This window comes from Brevundimonas sp. (assembly GCF_030682035.1).
In the GTDB taxonomy this organism is placed as follows: Bacteria; Pseudomonadota; Alphaproteobacteria; order Caulobacterales; family Caulobacteraceae; genus Brevundimonas.
In genome coordinates, this window is sequence record NZ_JAUXQZ010000037.1 from 66382 (window position 1) to 82354 (window position 15973).

Annotated in this window: 13 protein-coding genes and 1 tRNA gene; 5 read left to right on the forward strand and 9 right to left on the reverse strand. The window is 66.7% G+C overall.

Annotated features, from left to right (window positions below):
• Nucleotides 1–3: 3 nt before the first annotated feature.
• The 3 genes from Q8K49_RS10410 to Q8K49_RS10420 form a co-directional block, all read right to left on the reverse strand.
• The gene (locus Q8K49_RS10410; RefSeq protein WP_305305858.1) at nucleotides 4–267 is read right to left on the reverse strand and encodes a type II toxin-antitoxin system prevent-host-death family antitoxin; all 264 of its coding nucleotides are present in this window, start codon (nucleotides 265–267) and stop codon (nucleotides 4–6) included.
• Nucleotides 268–508: 241 nt separating this feature from the next.
• Nucleotides 509–949 carry a hypothetical protein gene (locus Q8K49_RS10415; protein WP_305305860.1) on the reverse strand — a complete coding sequence of 147 codons (441 nt, stop codon included), beginning with the start codon at nucleotides 947–949 and terminating at the stop codon, nucleotides 509–511.
• Nucleotides 950–958: 9 nt separating this feature from the next.
• Complete coding sequence (locus Q8K49_RS10420; protein ID WP_305305862.1) at nucleotides 959–1735, reverse strand: polysaccharide biosynthesis/export family protein; 777 nt, start codon at nucleotides 1733–1735, stop codon at nucleotides 959–961.
• A 123-nt stretch (nucleotides 1736–1858) separates the two neighbouring features.
• On the opposite strand from Q8K49_RS10420, the gene Q8K49_RS10425 reads away from it, so the two are divergent.
• Together Q8K49_RS10425 and Q8K49_RS10430 are read left to right on the forward strand one after the other, a co-directional pair.
• Nucleotides 1859–3301, forward strand: coding sequence for a chain-length determining protein (locus Q8K49_RS10425; RefSeq protein WP_305305864.1), 1443 nt, complete (start codon nucleotides 1859–1861; stop codon nucleotides 3299–3301).
• Between the two features lie 49 nt (nucleotides 3302–3350).
• Nucleotides 3351–4052 (forward strand): hfsB, encoded by a 702-nt coding sequence (locus Q8K49_RS10430; protein ID WP_305305865.1) that lies wholly within the window; start codon nucleotides 3351–3353, stop codon nucleotides 4050–4052.
• Here Q8K49_RS10430 and Q8K49_RS10435 read toward each other — a convergent pair.
• From Q8K49_RS10435 to Q8K49_RS10450, 4 genes are read right to left on the reverse strand one after another with little or no spacing between them, the layout of a single operon-like run.
• Nucleotides 4049–4990 (reverse strand): glycosyltransferase family 2 protein, encoded by a 942-nt coding sequence (locus tag Q8K49_RS10435; RefSeq protein WP_305305867.1) that lies wholly within the window; start codon nucleotides 4988–4990, stop codon nucleotides 4049–4051. The genes Q8K49_RS10430 and Q8K49_RS10435 overlap by 4 nt on opposite strands.
• Entirely contained in the window at nucleotides 4990–5910 is a 921-nt protein-coding gene (locus Q8K49_RS10440; protein ID WP_305305869.1) for a glycosyltransferase family 2 protein, read from the reverse strand. Before Q8K49_RS10440 ends, Q8K49_RS10435 begins: the two co-directional genes overlap by 1 nt.
• A gap of 14 nt (nucleotides 5911–5924) precedes the next feature.
• Nucleotides 5925–7373 (reverse strand): lipopolysaccharide biosynthesis protein, encoded by a 1449-nt coding sequence (locus tag Q8K49_RS10445; protein WP_305305871.1) that lies wholly within the window; start codon nucleotides 7371–7373, stop codon nucleotides 5925–5927.
• Between the two features lie 13 nt (nucleotides 7374–7386).
• Nucleotides 7387–8964: an exopolysaccharide biosynthesis polyprenyl glycosylphosphotransferase gene (locus tag Q8K49_RS10450; protein WP_305305872.1), complete on the reverse strand. Its 1578-nt coding sequence runs from the start codon at nucleotides 8962–8964 to the stop codon at nucleotides 7387–7389.
• Nucleotides 8965–9097: 133 nt separating this feature from the next.
• Between Q8K49_RS10450 and Q8K49_RS10455 the strand changes: the two genes are divergently transcribed.
• Together Q8K49_RS10455 and Q8K49_RS10460 are read left to right on the forward strand one after the other, a co-directional pair.
• Nucleotides 9098–9189: transfer RNA gene (locus Q8K49_RS10455), tRNA-Ser, on the forward strand.
• Between the two features lie 250 nt (nucleotides 9190–9439).
• Nucleotides 9440–10447 (forward strand): chemotaxis protein CheB, encoded by a 1008-nt coding sequence (locus Q8K49_RS10460; protein ID WP_305305874.1) that lies wholly within the window; start codon nucleotides 9440–9442, stop codon nucleotides 10445–10447.
• Here Q8K49_RS10460 and Q8K49_RS10465 read toward each other — a convergent pair.
• Both Q8K49_RS10465 and Q8K49_RS10470 read right to left on the reverse strand, forming a co-directional pair.
• Nucleotides 10444–10863, reverse strand: coding sequence for a response regulator (locus Q8K49_RS10465; protein WP_305305876.1), 420 nt, complete (start codon nucleotides 10861–10863; stop codon nucleotides 10444–10446). The two genes, Q8K49_RS10460 and Q8K49_RS10465, sit on opposite strands and share 4 nt — an antisense overlap.
• A complete protein-coding gene (locus Q8K49_RS10470; protein WP_305305877.1) occupies nucleotides 10860–14717 on the reverse strand; it encodes a CheR family methyltransferase in 3858 nt (1285 codons plus the stop codon). The genes Q8K49_RS10465 and Q8K49_RS10470 overlap by 4 nt, the downstream gene beginning before the upstream one ends.
• Nucleotides 14718–15054: 337 nt before the next feature.
• On the opposite strand from Q8K49_RS10470, the gene Q8K49_RS10475 reads away from it, so the two are divergent.
• On the forward strand, nucleotides 15055–15897 hold the full coding sequence (locus tag Q8K49_RS10475) for an outer membrane protein (RefSeq protein WP_305305879.1): 843 nt from the start codon (nucleotides 15055–15057) through the stop codon (nucleotides 15895–15897).
• Nucleotides 15898–15973 lie beyond the last annotated feature (76 nt).

Here is a 15973-nt window from a genome sequence, read left to right on the forward strand (position 1 = left end):
CGATCAGCCCTCGTCCATCAGGGCGTTCAGATGGTCATATCTGGCGTTCATCCGCGTCGCCTCCAGGGCGGTGATGAACTGCTGATCTGTCATGGGCCGCGAGCGGCGCCGTTCCGCCCGCAGTTTCATATAGTCCTCGTAGGCGGCCTTGGAGACCAGCACCTCGGTGGTCTCGCCGTGATGGGTGACGGCGACCGGCTCGGTCTGGGCCGCGCGGCGATAACGGGCGAACCGCTTGGCGAATTCTGTGGCGGAAACTTCCAGCATGGGGTTCTCCTTTCGCCCCATTTTACGGATTTACCTGATTTTGTCCATTATACTGATTCAGCGTCGGGGCCGAGGTCCGCGAGAGCCGGTTCGGCGTCACTACCGAAATCCTCCGTCTCGTTGACGCCTTGGACGTGGGCCCCACACCGCTTTGCGGGCAAGAGCAGCCGGGCCTGCGGACGGAAACGGATAGTCTTTAGGGTGGGGAAAGTGGTGTTTGTCCCCACTTCAAGGCGGCAGGCTAGCCGATATTGAGCACTACGCCGCGATCGATCAGACTCGCGATGAGGGGCTCGCGAATGACGAATACGAGCCCGAGGGCAATGAGGGCACCCGACAAATAGCCCCACCTGCTCATCCTTTTTGGATCGTCTGCCTCCCATGTGGCTCGCCAAGCCAGTCCGCTGGCTCGGGACACCACGTTCTTCTTCGGCGAGATGAACAATCCGAGGAAAGCGATCGGGATTGAGGTCATGAACAGCAGCGCAAGCGCGGTGGCCTGTTCGGCGTTGTAGTAGACGAACGATCCATGCTCGTTGTGCTCGAAGACATGGATGGCGTCCCGGGTTGTCGGCGCTGATGCGAGCCAACGACCGGAAAGCACAAAGAACCCGCCCATCGCGGTTATGCCGTACGCCCACAGCGCCGCGCCAACAAGGTTGCGCGTTGCGTTCCGGTTCATCGGGTGGCCCTAAAACCGCTGATACTGCCCGCCGATCGCATAGCTGAACCCCACCGGCAAAGCGTTGCGGAACAGGGTGATGAAGTTCGCCACCTCGCCCAGGGTGGAGCGCGGGACGAAGATGATGTCGCCGCGCCGCAGGGCGATGATCTCGCCGCGACGGGGTCGCAGGTCCACCGCCCGCATCATGCGGATGCCGCCGGGTCCTCGGCGGATCAGGGCCACCTCGCCCTGTCTGGCCGTCGGCAGGAAGTCGCCGGCCTGGATGATGGCCTGATAGGCGTCCAGATCGCCGTTCATCTCGATCATGCCGGGCGTGCGGACCTCGCCGCCGACCCAGACGCGGATCGGCCCGGCGGTCTTTAGCGTGATCTCGACCACAGGGCGGCGCAGCTGGCTGGCGAAGGCGGCGGAGGCGTCGGCCTCGACCTCGGCGATGGTGCGGTCCGCCGCCATGATCTGGCCGACCAGCGGCAGGGAGATGCGGCCGTCCGGGCCGATCTTCTGGGTGCGCGTCAGTTCGACCGCGGTCGGCGTGGCGATCTCGATCTCGTCGCCGGGATATAGGACGTATTCCGGCTCAGTCTCGGTCCAGTCGGCGAAACCGATCTCGGGGAAGGAGGTCCGGCCCACGTTCTGGACGCGGCCGCCGCCGCGCGCGTCCTGTGGCAGGGGCATGCGCGAACCGTATTCGTCGCCGCGCAGGCCGGGCACGCCGCCGCAGCCGCTGACCATCGCGCCGGCGCCGACAAGCCCGAGCAGCAACAGGCGACGGTCGAGGGACATGGGGACTCACTCCGCGAAACAGGCGTCGAGGGCAGGGTCGGCGCTTAGGGGTAATCGTTGGTTAACGCCGCTGGCCCAAGGCTGACAGTTCCAGTCCAGTACGATGGAATCAGTCCGCCCCCCATGCGCACGTCGGCCTACACGACAGTCCGCCCGCGCTACGGCTTCTCCGATGTCGTCGGCCTGCTGTTCCGTGAAGCCCTGCTGATGGTCGTGATCTTCCTGGTCGTGTTCGCCATCGGCACGGCGGCGGTGCTGACGCTGAAGAAATCCTACACGGCCACCGCCAGCGTCTATGCGGGGGCGGGGCAGGAGTATGTCTATCAGTCCCGGGTCGGCGCGATCGATCCGAGCCAGCCGTTGGAGGCCGACGCTGTGGCCGGGGCGGAAGCCCGCATTCTGGGAAGTCTGGCCGTCAAGCGCCGCGCCATCCGCGCCGTGGGCGCTGACACCATCCTGGGGCCCGGCGCCGCAGGAACACCGGCCGAGAAGGAGGCCGCTGCGCTGAAGGCCCTGGATTCCGGCCTGGGCGTCGGCGTCACCCCCGGCAGCGCCATCATTGCGGTATCCTATGAGTCCGACGACCCTGTGCGCGCGGCCCAGGTGTTGAACGCCGTCATCGACCAATATCTGGTCCAGCGCAGGCAGATATTCCGGGGCTCGACCACGCCGGCCTATGCGGCCCAGCGCGAGGCGTTCGAAGACGACCTCAACACGGCCGACGAGGCTTACAACGCCTTCCTGCAATCCAATGACCTAGGCGATTTCGCCACCGCCAAGGCGACCTTGGCCGCCACCTACCAGACCACCTATGCCGAGGCCCTGTCGCTGCGAGCCCAGCTGAACCAGGCCAGCCAGCGGCTGGCGACGCTGGAGGCCCAGCTGGCGCAGCAGCCCGCAGAGGTGGTGCTGCAGCAGGATTTGAACATCTCGGCCCAGGATCAGATCCTGACCCTGCGCACCCAGCGCGAGGCCCTGCTGTCGCGCTATACGCCAGAGGCCCAGCCCGTGCGGGACATCGACCAGCAGATCGCCGACCTGCAGGCCTATGTCGCCACCGGCACGACGGTCGGCCCCAAGGAGGTCCGCACCGGTCCCAGCACCATCTTCACCGAGATCGAAACGGCCCGGATCACCGCGGCCGCCGACCGCGACGGACTGGCCGCCCGGCTGGCCGTGGCCGAAGGCCAGCTCAACCAGCTGCGGGCCCGTCAGGCGGAAATGACCCGACTGGAGTCGGCCAATGCCAATCTGGCGGGCAATCGCGAAACCCTGACGACCCTGGTGCGCGACTTCCAGCAGCGCGAGAGCGCGGCCCGCGCCAACAGCGCCCTGGTCGCCGCCGGGGCCGACAACGTCAATGTCATCGAGCGCGCCGAGGCCCCCACCAAGGGCTCCAGCCTGAAGGCGCCTCTATTGGCTGTGGTCTTCCTGTTCGCCGCCTTCACCGCCCTGTGCGTCGGCCTGCTGCGCGTCTTCACGCGGCGCGGCTACACCACGCCGGCGTCGACCGGACGGACACTCGATATGCCCGTTCTGGCCGTCGCCCCCATGAAGGCCCGATGACCCCGCCAGTGTTAACGTAGGAGCCTGTAGCCAGGCGCGTAGCGATTCGATGGTCGATCTGACATCCGAAATGGCGGCTCTCTGGGCCGCGCTGGGGCCGGCGCCGGGCCACCGTGGCCGCGTGGTCCAGATCGCCGCCGCCACCTCGGGCGAGGGCGTCTCGACGGTCGCGCGCGAGTACGCCCGGCTGGCCGCCGTGCGCGCCCGCCGTCCCGTCTGGCTGATCGACGCCGATCTGGCCCAGCAGGGTCAGATGGATGCCGTCGCCGCCGAACCCGACCGTTTCGGCCGCATCGGCAAGGCGGCCATCGCCACACCCGACGGCTCCATCTTCTTCGCCATCACGCCGCGCATCATGGACCGGGCGGGCAAGCCCGTGCATCCGGCCCGACTGATGAGCGCCCGGCCCTGCCTCGGCGGACGGTTGTGGGTCACCCGGTTCGCGGCGGAGCATCTGCGCTCGGGCCAGCGAGCCGAGGCGGTCAGCGACGCCCGCTACTGGGATGCCCTGCGCAAACACGCCGATACGGTGGTGATCGACGCCCCCGCCGCTGACCGCAACAACATGGTCATCACCCTGGCCCCCTATGTCGACGCCACCGTCCTGGTCGTGGCGGCCGAGAGCGGGGCGGCCAATGAACCCCTGATGCTGCGCGACGAAATCGAGGCGGTGGGCGGCAAGATCGCGGGCGTGGTGGTCAACCGCTCGACCTATAATCCGCCCGCGTTTCTAAAACGACTGACCGGCTAGACCTTCGCCGCCTCGAGGCGCGCCACTTCCCGCGCGCCGTAGAAGCGGGGCTCGAACCCCCTCATCCAGAACAGTTTTCCAATGCCGCGCGCAGTGCGGTCGTACATCTCCGCCCGCTTTGGACTGGCGATGACGGTCAGGGCCGCCGACGCGGCCCCCCAGACGGCGGTCTGCGCCGCGCCGATGGCCATCCAGCGCGCCACGCCCGGCCAGTCCTTCGCCGCGGCCGCCGTCTGGCTGGGCCCTTGGCCGTAGGCGAAGGCGCGCGCCAGGGCGTAGTTCAGGGTGGCCCGGTGGGCCGGCGCGAACTCCTCGACCCAGGCGTCAGCGGACCAGCCGAAGCGGCCGCCGCGCGCTGCGAGCGCCGCGAACAGGGCGTCGTCCTCGCCGCCGGCCTGATCCGTGCTCGCGTCGAACGGCGCGGGGCCGGGCAGGGCTGAGCTACGCACCATCAGTGAATTGCCGCAGCCGAAGGGACGATCGATCAGGCCGGTCCGCTCCGGCCCTTCACGGCCGAAGAACCGCTCGAGCCACGGTTTAAGCCAGGCGGCGGCGTCGGGCGCCCGCCCGGTGATCGGACCGAAGACGGCGTCGGCGCCTGTGTCCGCCTGGGCCTTCAGCAGGGCCGCGAGCCAGCCCGGCGAAGCCGCCTCATCGTCGTCGAGGAAGGCGATCAGCGGGGCGTTCGTCGCGGCCAGTCCTGCGTTGCGGGCGGTGGCGACGCCTGGTCGCGGGGCATGGACATAAGCGAGGGTCCAGGGCGAGTGCAGACGCAGGGCCTCGACGGTCGGCCCCGCCGATCCGACCGGATCATTGTCGACCACCATGATAGCGGACACCTGGTCAGCGACGCCGGTCTGGGCGAACAGCGAGCGCAGGGCTCGCTCAAGGCTTTCGGGTCGCCTCAGCGTCGGGACAATGACGGCGACGTCGGCCATCACACCGCCTCCGCATAGAGGGCGGCGCGGTACAGACGCAGTGAGAACGCCCGCGCGCCCACTGGCAGCCAGGTCGTGTCGGCGCCGCTCCGCATCATCCGGCGCAGGCGAGGCAGGCCGGGCAGGCGCTTCAGCAGCCGGGCCGCCTTGTAGCTGGGATAGGTGGCGACGATTTCCGGGTGACGATGGGCCATGCGGGCGAAATTCGGGGCCGACTGTTCGTATTTGCCGGCGAGCGCCGCGACCGTGTCCAGCCCCATATGGGTGGCGGCGTTGTCGAGATGGACGACGCGGAACCGCCGCGACACCCGCATGGCCCATTCCACATCCTCCCAGCCCCAGCCGGTGAAGCCCGGGTCGAAGGCCTCGGCCTCGAACACGTCGCGGCGGACCAACAGGTTGGAGGTGTAGACGTATTTCTCGGGCTGTCTGGCTCGTTCGGTATAGGGCACGCACTCCGATTTCGCGGCCATGGCGCGGTGGACGGCGAAGCGAGCGTCGGTCGGGGCCTGCAGCAGTGAGAAGCCGCCAAAGGCCACCGCCGGGTCCTCCCGCGCGGCCAGATCAGCCCAGTCGCGCAGGAACCGCCGGTGGTCGGGCCGCATGTCGCTGTCGAGGAACAGCAGGCTGCCGCCGCGCGCGGCCGAGGCCAGCCGATTGCGCCCGATGGATCGCCCTTCGTTGGAGGCCAGGGTGATCAGCCGGACGGGCAGGGCCATGGCCTTGATCTGGCTGCTCAGCCGCCCCGTCAGGGCCGCGTCCCCGGTGCCGTCGTCCAGCAGGACAATCTCGACGGCGCCGCCCACCGAGGCGGCCTCCTCGTCGAGCAGGTTCAGCAACGCTGCGGGGTCGTCGCGCAGGAAGGGGATCAGCACCGAGACCGCGGGCTTCGCGGCCTTCCAGGCGGGGCTGTAGGTCATTTTCGCCCGCGCACTCATGCCGTCGCTCCCCGCATTCCGTGCTGCGCGAGAAGGCGAAGTGCCAGGTCGCGCACGCCCGCGGCATTCAGGGTCAGGGCCGCGGTCGCATAGACGATCGCGCCCACGCTCGCGTCGAGCACCAGTTCGCCGAAGCCGCCGATGGCGGGCAGCCTTGAGACCACCATCGCCATGATCCCCGTCGCCACGGCGCAACGCGCCAGACTCTCCCAGGGGATCGGCAAGGCCACGACGCGACGGCCGATCAACATGGTCACGACCATGCCCATGCCGAAGCTGGCCGCCGTGGCCCAGGCGGCGCCCATCAGGCCGAAACGCGGCACCAGGATCAGGTTCAGGATAACATTCAGGCCCGCTGGAACGGCCATGGCGATCAACAGCCGACGGGTCTTCTTGCCGAGGGTGAAGGCTTGGCCGAAATAATAGGCGGTGAGGCCGAACAGCAGGGCCGACAGGGCGATCCACGGCGTCACGCTGGCCGCCGCCGTCCGCAGCTCCTCGCCGATCAGAACCTCGGCAAGCGGCTGCGAGACGAGCGCCACACCCGCCGCCGCGGGCAGACCGATCAGCAGGAAGGTCGACAGCTGTTCGCGCGCGGCGACCTTGAGCCGGTCCATCCCGCCGCGCTCCAGCGCCATGACCAGCGCCGGCTGTCCGGCCGTGCCGAGCCACAGGAACAGGACGTCCAGCGTCCGGTTGGCGATGGAATAGCTGGCGTGATAGGCGCCCACGGCCGCCTCACCCAGATACGCATCCAGAACAAAGCGGTCGGTCGAGGACAGCACAACCGTCAGGGCCAGCGAGGCGGCGATCGGATAGCCGTACTGGGCGTAGTCGCGCACGCGGCCGGCCTCGAATGCGCCGCCCCGCGCCTGTTTCAGCTCGCCAGGCAGGACGAAGGGCAGGGCGGCCAGAGGGGCCAGTCCGAGGCCCAGCAGGGGCGCCGCGCCGCCGGCGCCCGAGAGCGCGAAGCTGACGCCGATCACCAGACCGCCCACGGTCACGGCCATGTCCAGCCGGGCGGATTTGCCCACTTCGCCTTCCGCGCGGAAACGCTCCTGGCCCAGTTTGACCAGGCAGCGCGCCGGGGCGCCGGCCAGACCGGCCGCCAGCGCCAGTTTGAACAGGGGGTCAGCGGGCAGGAGCCAGACCCCCAGCCCGGCCACGATGATGAACCCGGCGCTGAGCACAAAGGCGGTGCGGTACAGGCTGGCGAAATGGCCTGGGGCCGCGCCGGGGGTCTGGGCGGCCCAGAAGCGCGCCATCGCCGCCTCCAGCCAGCTGAACACCGCCACATGGGCGAGTGTCATCACTGAAAAGGCAAGGGCGTAGCGACCGAAATCCTCGGGGCTGAGCAGGCGGGTGAACAGGACGATGGCCAGGAAGCCGACCACGCCCTGCACGATATTCGCCGGCAGATAGCCCCAGACGCCGCGCCAGAACATCAGCGCCCCCCGTTCATCGGACCGCCGAACGGTCACCCAGCAGCACCGGCACGGTGACGGCCATGATCCACAGATCCATCCACAGCGACTGACGCTCGACATAGTCGATGTCGAGTTGCACCCGGCGGCGCACGTCCTGGGCGGTGTGCAGCGGTCCGCGTGAGCCATTGACGGCGGCCCAGCCGGTCATGCCGGGCTTGATGCGGTGGCGGTGGGCGTAGTCAGCGACCAGACGGGCGCTCTCGACGTGGCCGGTCTTCATGCCGATGGCGTGCGGCCGGGGGCCGACCAGCGACATCTCGCCGGCGATGACGTTGAGCAGTTGCGGCAGTTCGTCGAGGCTGGTCTTGCGGATGAAGCGGCCGATGCGGGTGACGCGGTCGTCGTCGTGGGTCACCTGCCGGCTGGCCGTGGCGTCGGCGGCTTCCTGCTTCATCGAGCGGAATTTCCACACCACGATTTCCTCGTGGTTGAAGCCATGGCGGCGCTGGCGGAAGAAGATCGGCCCCGGACTGTCCAGCCGGATGGCCAGAGCCACGATCGCCATGGGGATGGCCAGCAGGACCAGGGCGATCAGACCCAGGACCATGTCCTGCAGTCGCTTGTTGAAGGCCCGCCGGTCGTCATCGACCGGACCCTGCACATCGGCGAGTGGCGCGGCCGCCAGCCGGTCCAGAGCCGTTCGTGTCTCGGCTTCGTCATTCGGTTCGACCAGCAGCGTGACCTCATGCGGCAGCGTCCGCAGGGTGGCGTTGAGCTCGCGCACCCGCGCCTCGGCCCGGGGGTCGATGGCCAGGACGATGCGGTCGACATAGGGCGTCATCTTGTGGGTCAGCAGGTCCGCGGCCGTGCCCAGGACCGGTACGCCCTCGATGGCCCGCGGGCTGCGCGCCAGCCGGTCGTCGAAAATGCCCAGCACATTGAGGTCGCGCCGCTTCAGCGCCTCGCGGATCAGGGACTCGGCATGCCTTGTCGCCCCGACCAGCACGATATTGGGCGTCAGGGCGCCCGAGGCGCGCCACCGCCCGACCATGTCGCTCCAGCCGATGTGCAGGGCGTTTAGCGTGATCAGCACCAGTCCGGCCCAGATCAGATAGGCCGGCGCCTGCGCCTCAGTCCCGCGCAGGGCCCAGCCGGAGACCAGCGTCACGACCGCGCCCGCCAGCACCACGAGGGCGACCGAGGCCAGATGCCGCGCTGTCTTCTGGCCGCGCGCGAACCGGTATCGCCCCAGCGACCGCATCAGCCCCAGCACGGCCACCGCGCCGAGGACGAAGGGCATGACCCGCGACACCTCGGTATGGATCAGGGCGCCCGGCGCCGCCGCCCATGCGCACAGCAGGCTGACTGCGACCACGGCCAGGGTGTCGAAGGCGCGGAAATAGTGAGCCGCCAGCCGCGAGGCGTGCCGCTGACGCGCGTTCAGCCAGACTTCAGGGCGAAAAGGGCCGCGCCGCGCCGCACCCTGGGCGGCGGCGTCCGCCGACGCGGATACGGCCGCCGCGGCCAGGGCCTGCAGGCCGGAGGCGTCCATGACGCCCGTCCGGGAAAGGGCGACGTCGAACGAATGGCGGCGGGCGGTTTCGGTCATGGGGCTCGGCGGGGAGTTCGCGCCCACCATGCACACCCGCCCTCACTGTCCCGTTAACGCGGGGCCATTCGCGGGCGCCGCGCGTGTTGACCGTTGCGCCCGTCCGTTTGCTCGGCTAATCACGCCGCCTGCCGGAGACGTGGCCGAGTGGCTGAAGGCAACGGTTTGCTAAATCGTCGTACCCTGTAAGGGGTACCCAGGGTTCGAATCCCTGCGTCTCCGCCAGACAACCCGGCCCGCATCTGGCATCCAGGCAACGTAGGCTTGTCCGCGCGCAAATTCTGGCGCGCGGAGTTGGCTCAACCCGCCCAGCCTTGTTCCGGATAGCGCCCTGCAGGGGTTGGTGCTTTTTCAGCGGCGAGGCGTTCCACCATGCCGCCTCCGCGACGGACCCCCGTCCGAACCTTTCGGCCGACGGCCCCCCGGGCGTCCCGTTCTCTGACAGTGCGGGCCGGGGAAGAATTTGAGGTGGTGAATGGGCTGGTCTTCGCTCCTCGTAATCGGAGCCTCCGCCGGCGGGGTCGATGCGTTGCGGTCCATGGTTGCGGGCCTGCGGCGGGATTTGGCGGCTCCAGTCCTGATCGTGCTCCATATCGGCGCGCACCGGAGTGAACTTCCGGCCTTGCTCAGCGCCGCCGGTCCGCTGCCTGCAAAACACGCAGACGACAACGAACGGATGCAGGTCGGGCAGATCTACATCGCACCGCCCGACCGACACATGATTGTCGCCGGTCCCGGGCTGCGTCTCACGCGGGGGCCTCGGGAAAACTGGGCGAGACCGGCGATCAATCCATTGTTCCGAAGCGCCGCCGAGCATTATGGCCGGTCCGCGATCGGGGTGATCCTGACGGGCCGCTTGAATGACGGGACGGCAGGTCTATACGAAATCAGGTGCCACGGTGGCGTCACTGTCGTCCAGGACCCCGATGACGCGGCCTGGCCCGACATGCCGAGAAGCGCCGTGACGCATGGCGCGCCGGACTACTGTCCGCCGCTCGCTGAGATCGCGGCGCTGCTCAACCGGCTGGTCGCCGAAAGCCAGGGCGGCAAGGCGGTCGTCATCCCCTCACAGGCTCTTGAAGAAGGTCGAGCCATGAAAGACGGACAAGAATTCGATCCGCCCGTCGCGGTCACCTGCCCCGACTGCGGCGGCGCGTTGCGCCGACAGGAGGTGGGCACGCTGATCGAGTATCGCTGTCACATCCAGCACGTCTACACGGCCGAAGTCCTGGCCGAGGCGCAGTTCGACCAGATGGAGCGGGTGATGCGCGCGGGAGAACGCATCGTGCATGAACGCTCCGAATTTTGCCGCCAGATGGCAGTTCGGGCTGCGACGACAGGGGCGGGCGACGAGGAGCGCTCGTGGCGCGCCGCCGAGCGGCAAGCGCTGGACCGGGCCTATGAGCTCCGCGATCTGATCGAGCAGGACTGGATCAGACCCGAGACCGATCCCCGACCGATCCTGGCGATGGCCGCAGATTAGAGCCGCACGGGGCCGACGCCCTGTTCGATCAAGGAATGGCGCGACGGGCGATCACACAGTGAACGGATCATGTCTTCCAGGTCGAAGTTGGTGAAGGGCTTGGTCAGGCGGCGCTGGCCCTTGAAAGCTTCTGGCAGCGCCCAGTCTCCGTAACCGCTCGAAAAGGCGAACGGGATGCCCCTCTTCACAAGAAGTTCGGCGACCGGAAAAACATCGCCGCCCCGGATCGTCACGTCCAGCAACGCCGCGTCCAGCGGCTCATCGCGCGCCAGCTTCATGGCGGCGTCCAGTGTGCCGGCGGGGCCGACAATCTCGCAGTCGAGATAGGTCAGGGCGTCTTCGATGATCATGGCGATCAGCATTTCGTCCTCGACAACCAGCACGCGCTGGCTCCGGGGGGCATTCTGGGTCGTCATGAGGCATTCTCCTCGACGTCGCGGACACCCAATCGGCCGACTTCTTCAGTCAACGGTATCTCAATCACACAAATCAGGCCGGAAGTGAGAAATTCTCGTTGCACCCTGGCGTCGAACTCGTAACTCAGGGCGCGCTCGATAAGCGTCGTGCCGAAACCGCGTCTGGTCGGCGGCTCGACCGGCGGGCCGCCGCTTTCGGCCCACTCGATCCGCAGGGCCGGAGCCTGTCCGTCGTCAACCGCCCCCCAACGAATGTCCATGCGCCCGTCCTCGAGCGAAAGGGCGCCGTATTTGGCTGCGTTGGTCGTCAGTTCGTGGATAGCCATGCTCAAGGCCATTCCAGCCCTGGGCGTCAAGGTGACATCCTCGCCGGAGACGGTCACCCGGCCGGCGGTTCCCTGGTAGGGCGCCAGCTCGGTCTGGACGATCTCGGCAAGGGTGACACCCATTCGCCCGCCCTGGGTCAGCAGGCTGTGGGCCTTGGCGATGGCCTGGATGCGGCCTTCGATGCTGAACGCGAGCTCTTGCGGTGTTCCCGCGGTCTTGGCGGTCTGGGCCACCACCGACGACACCACCGCAAGGATGTTTTTGACCCTGTGATCCAGTTCGCCCAACAGCAGGGCTGACTGGCGTTCGGCTTGCTTGCTCTTGGTGACGTCGGCGAACAGAACACCCAGGCGGCGCTGGGTTCCGTCATCGATCCTGAAAGCATAGATCGTCAGATCGCGGCCTTGCGTCTCAAGGCGGCGGTCGGTCCTGATCGGATCGCCGGTCTCAACAACCGAGTCATAAAGATCGAACCACGCCTCCGATTCTCCCGGCACCACTTCGCGGATGGTCCTTCCCACGACACTGCTCACGCCGGAGTGGCCCGAGAACGCGGGATTGGTCACGAGATAGCGATAGTCGCTTGGCTCGCTCGCCTCGGTCTCGACCTTCTCGATGATGCAGAAGCCCTGATCGATCGCCTCGAACAGCGTCCGGTATCGCTCCTCGCTGGCGCCAAGGGCGGCGCTGGCGCGCCTGTTTTCGGAAATGTCATGAGCGACCTTTGAGGCGCCGACGATCGTGCCATCGGCACTCTTGATCGGCGACACGGTCAATGAGATCTCGACCAGGCTTCCGTCCTTGCGTTGGCGAACGGTTTCGAAATTATCCACGCGTTCCCCGCGCCTGACACGCTCCAGAATCGTGACCTCTTCACTTCGCCGATCGGGCGGAATGAGGATTGTGAGCGGTTGGCCCAAGGCGTCCTTGGCGGAATATCCAAACAGCCGCTCGGCTCCGGGATTCCAGCTGGTGATGCGCCCGTCCAGATCGCCGCTGATGATCGCATCGTCGGACGAGTCGATGATCGCGGCGAGAACGGCGCGGTTAATTTCCGCCCGCTTGCGTTCGGAAATATCAACGAACGTAACCACCACGCCGTTGATGACATTGTTAACATCGCGGTAGGGCCGCACCGTCATTTGATACGAATGGTCACTCGCGATCACCTCGACCTCGCGCTCGACCGGAACCAGGGTGCGGATGACCTGGCGCACATCCTGCTCCAGGCCGTTTCGGGCCAGGTGGGAGACGATGTCGGTGATGGGTCGCCCTTCATCGCCCTTGCGCACATTGAACAGGTCGAGAATCGTCGGGGTGAACCGCTTGATGCGCAAATCGCCGTCCAGAAACAGGGTCGCGATCGACGTTGAATCGATCAGGTTGGCCATGTCGCTGTTGAGATCGGTGAGGTTTTCGTTGCGGGTCGCCAGTTCGGCGTTGACCGTCTGTAGCTCCTCGTTGATCGACTGCAATTCCTCTTTCGAAGTCTCCAGTTCCTCGTTGGCGGATTGCAGCTCTTCGTTGACTGACTGGTATTCCTCGTTGGAGGATTGCAGTTCTTCGTTCGCGGTTTCCAGTTCTTCAGTAACCGTCTGAAGTTGCTCGCGTGTTATATTCCACTCGTTGTCCGGGGCCTCCGGGCCGCCGGTCCTGGCTTGCGTCGGCCGGTTCGCGACGGCCTGGAACGCCACGAGCACCAGGCCTGCATCCCCTTCTTGCCCAGGTAGCGCCTCCACCACCAGATTGACGGTTTCTGTGCGGTCCGCGACGTGGAACTCAATCCCCGGCTCGACGACCCGCGTCTGGCTGGAGCGGGCCTTTTTGAGCGCCGTCCGCAACGGAAGGCGCAGATCGGCATGCACAAGTTTTGACAGGTTGAAACTGGCCGGTCCGGTGGCGGGTTCAAGGTATTTGGCGATCGACCCGAAGAATTGCCGCACGTCCTGATGCTGGTCGATGACGACATAGGCGGGCGTGAACTGCTCCAGCACCCGCGACAGGCCGGGCTTGATCTCCGGATCAGCCGCGCCCGGGGGCGCTACCTGAGCCGGGTCGATGGTCCGGGCGAGCCGCACCGGAGGCATGGGGATGGACGGTGCGACCCCGCCGAGCCGCCGGGACAGCCGGTGCTTCTTGTCGATGGACTCGAACAGCCGACCATGCGCCGTCAACGCTTCCGACGCGCCCATCAGGACCACGCCGTCCGGCTTGAGCCCATAGTGAAACATCTGGACGACGCGCTTCTGCAGCGGGGCCGCGAAATAGATCATCAGGTTGCGACACGATATCAGATCGAGCTTAGAGAATGGCGGATCCTTGACCATGTCGTGGATCGAGAACAGGCACATTTCGCGCAGGTCTTTCGACACTCGATAGTGCTCGCCGTCCCGCTGGAAATATCGCTCGAGCCGCTGCGGTGAAACGTCAGCGGCGATGGTGTCGGGATAGAGCCCCGCCCTGGCGATCACGATGGCCTGATCGTCGATGTCGGTGGCGAAAATCTGAATTCTGCGCGGGCGGTCGGCCAGCGCCTGGGCTTCCTTGAACAGGATCGCCAACGAATAGGCTTCCTCCCCGGTGGCGCAGCCCGGAACCCAGACGCGGATGATGTCCTCCGCCCCGCCCCTGGCCAGTAGCGGCGCAATATATTTCTCGGCCAGGACTTCAAACGCAGCCGGATCGCGGAAGAAGCGCGTCACCCGAATGAGCACTTCGCGAAACAGAAGCTCAGGTTCGTCCGACCGCTCTCGCAGAGCCTCAATATAGGCCTGAACCGTGTCGAGCCTCAGCACCTGCATACGGCGCTGGACGCGGCGCATGATGGTGTTGGTCTTGTACTGGCTGAAATCACGGCCCAGCCGGCTATTCAGGATGGCGGAGATCGCGCCCAGATGATCGGCCACGTCCTGCCGGACGCCGTCAGGCCCGGTCACGCCTTCGACCTTGTCGCGAAAGCGCAGGTGATCCAGCAGGCAGGCCGGCATATCCGCCACCGGCAGCACATGATCCACCGAACCCGTGGAGACGGCGCTCTGCGGCATCCCCAGTTTGGGCGCGTGATCGTACTCGGCCTGTGACAGGGTCAGGCCGCCATATTCCTTGATCGCCTCCACGCCCAGCGATCCGTCGCTGCCAAAGCCGGACAGGATAATGCCGACGGCGTTGTCGCCCTGGTCCTCGGCCAGGGAGGTGAGGAAGGTGTTGATCGCGACGCGCCGCGCCACCGTGGCCGCCGGCCGGGTCAGTCGCAGGACTCCCGCTTCCACCCTCAACGTGGCGTCCGGCGGCATGACGAATACGCGGTTCGGCCTGATGACAGCGCCATCTTCGGCGCTCGACACCTCCATCGCCGTGCAGTCGCGAACGATGTCCACCAGCGCGCTGGGATGGGCGGGATCGAGGTGCTGGACCAGCACGAACGCCATGCCGGAGTCCGCAGGCATGGCCCGGAAGAAGGCCTTGAAGGCTTCCAGTCCTCCGGCGGAGGCTCCGATGCCGACAATCACGGTGTCGGACCTGCTCACGGCGCGCACGGACCTTTCCCCCCCACGGGGGGGGGCTCGTCAAAGTTCGTTGTTTGGTCGCCCACCTGCGCCCCGCTTCCCCGAGTTTTCCCGCGCGCAATGAATGCTGCGAGATTTCAGATTGTCCCCGGATCGAGTTCTGGGCGCAAATAGCAAGAACGCCAAGCGCTACGGTAGTAGCCGATACGTTGGTGATGCGCCTGCCCGACTGTCCGCCGTCCTCGCGTTAAGCGCGATGCAGGCGAGGTAACCGGACGTGTATGGCGCACGGCTCGGCATCATTCAGACATTTGCGGTGTTTCAACTCCAGCCGCGATCCGTTCGGCAGGAGGGAACCATGAAACATGTTCTGGCGGCTGGTGCCGCGATCGTTCTGACGTCGACTGGCGCCGGGAGCGCCGCGGCGCAGTCCAATCCGGACTGGACCGGGTTCTCGTTCGGCATAGTCGGGGGCGTGCTGAGCACCGATGACGACGAGGACGAGGTGCTCCTGTTCGACCGCAATCTCGACGGCACGTTCGGGGAGACTGTGACGACAGTTCCAGGCGCCAACGCCTTCTCACCCGGCTTCTGTGGTGGATCGCCCAACGGCACCTCCGCCGGCGGCGGGTGCGATGACGACAAGGAAGGCGTCGAAGCGGCCATACGGCTTGGCTATGACTATCAATGGGGCGCCATTGTCGTCGGCGCTGTTGGCGAGTTCGCGGGTTCGAATGCCGAGGACAGCGTCACCGGCTTCACCACGACGCCGGCTTCCTACACCTTCAAGCGCCATCTTCAGAGCGTGGCCGCCCTCAGGCTGCGCCTGGGCTACGCTGTTGGTCCGGCCCTGATCTACGGAACAGGCGGCGTCGCCCGCGGCAAGATCGACAACCGCTTCTTCTCAAGCAACGGGGTCAATCAGTTTACGACCACCTCTGACGACGAGCAGGATCTGGATGGTTGGCAAGCCGGCGGCGGCCTGGAGTATCGCCTCACGCCACGGCTCAGCGTCATCGGCGAGTACATCTATACCTCGCTCGACGTTGAGGATGATTTCGTCGTGCGGTTCGGCCGCGGCGCGGCGCCGGCTACGAACCCGTTTATCCTGCCCCCCAACACGACCGGTACTGACACCATGCGCAGCAGTGACGAGTTCAATACGCACAGTTTCCGGATCGGAATGGCCTACCGCTTCTAGGCCACAGGCAATGCATGATGAGGCCGTCCCGGAAGCGGGGCGGCCTTTCTCGTTCCGGCTTGGCGCCGACACGAAA

Coding starts and splice junctions, on each gene's coding strand:
- Q8K49_RS10410 (WP_305305858.1), bottom strand. CDS start 267: ATGCTGGAAGTTTCCGCCACAGAATTCGCCAAGCGGTTCGCCCGTTAT.
- Q8K49_RS10415 (WP_305305860.1), bottom strand. CDS start 949: ATGAACCGGAACGCAACGCGCAACCTTGTTGGCGCGGCGCTGTGGGCG.
- Q8K49_RS10420 (WP_305305862.1), bottom strand. CDS start 1,735: ATGTCCCTCGACCGTCGCCTGTTGCTGCTCGGGCTTGTCGGCGCCGGC.
- Q8K49_RS10425 (WP_305305864.1), top strand. CDS start 1,859: ATGCGCACGTCGGCCTACACGACAGTCCGCCCGCGCTACGGCTTCTCC.
- Q8K49_RS10430 (WP_305305865.1), top strand. CDS start 3,351: ATGGTCGATCTGACATCCGAAATGGCGGCTCTCTGGGCCGCGCTGGGG.
- Q8K49_RS10435 (WP_305305867.1), bottom strand. CDS start 4,990: ATGGCCGACGTCGCCGTCATTGTCCCGACGCTGAGGCGACCCGAAAGC.
- Q8K49_RS10440 (WP_305305869.1), bottom strand. CDS start 5,910: ATGACCTACAGCCCCGCCTGGAAGGCCGCGAAGCCCGCGGTCTCGGTG.
- Q8K49_RS10445 (WP_305305871.1), bottom strand. CDS start 7,373: ATGTTCTGGCGCGGCGTCTGGGGCTATCTGCCGGCGAATATCGTGCAG.
- Q8K49_RS10450 (WP_305305872.1), bottom strand. CDS start 8,964: ATGACCGAAACCGCCCGCCGCCATTCGTTCGACGTCGCCCTTTCCCGG.
- Q8K49_RS10460 (WP_305305874.1), top strand. CDS start 9,440: ATGGGCTGGTCTTCGCTCCTCGTAATCGGAGCCTCCGCCGGCGGGGTC.
- Q8K49_RS10465 (WP_305305876.1), bottom strand. CDS start 10,863: ATGACGACCCAGAATGCCCCCCGGAGCCAGCGCGTGCTGGTTGTCGAG.
- Q8K49_RS10475 (WP_305305879.1), top strand. CDS start 15,055: ATGAAACATGTTCTGGCGGCTGGTGCCGCGATCGTTCTGACGTCGACT.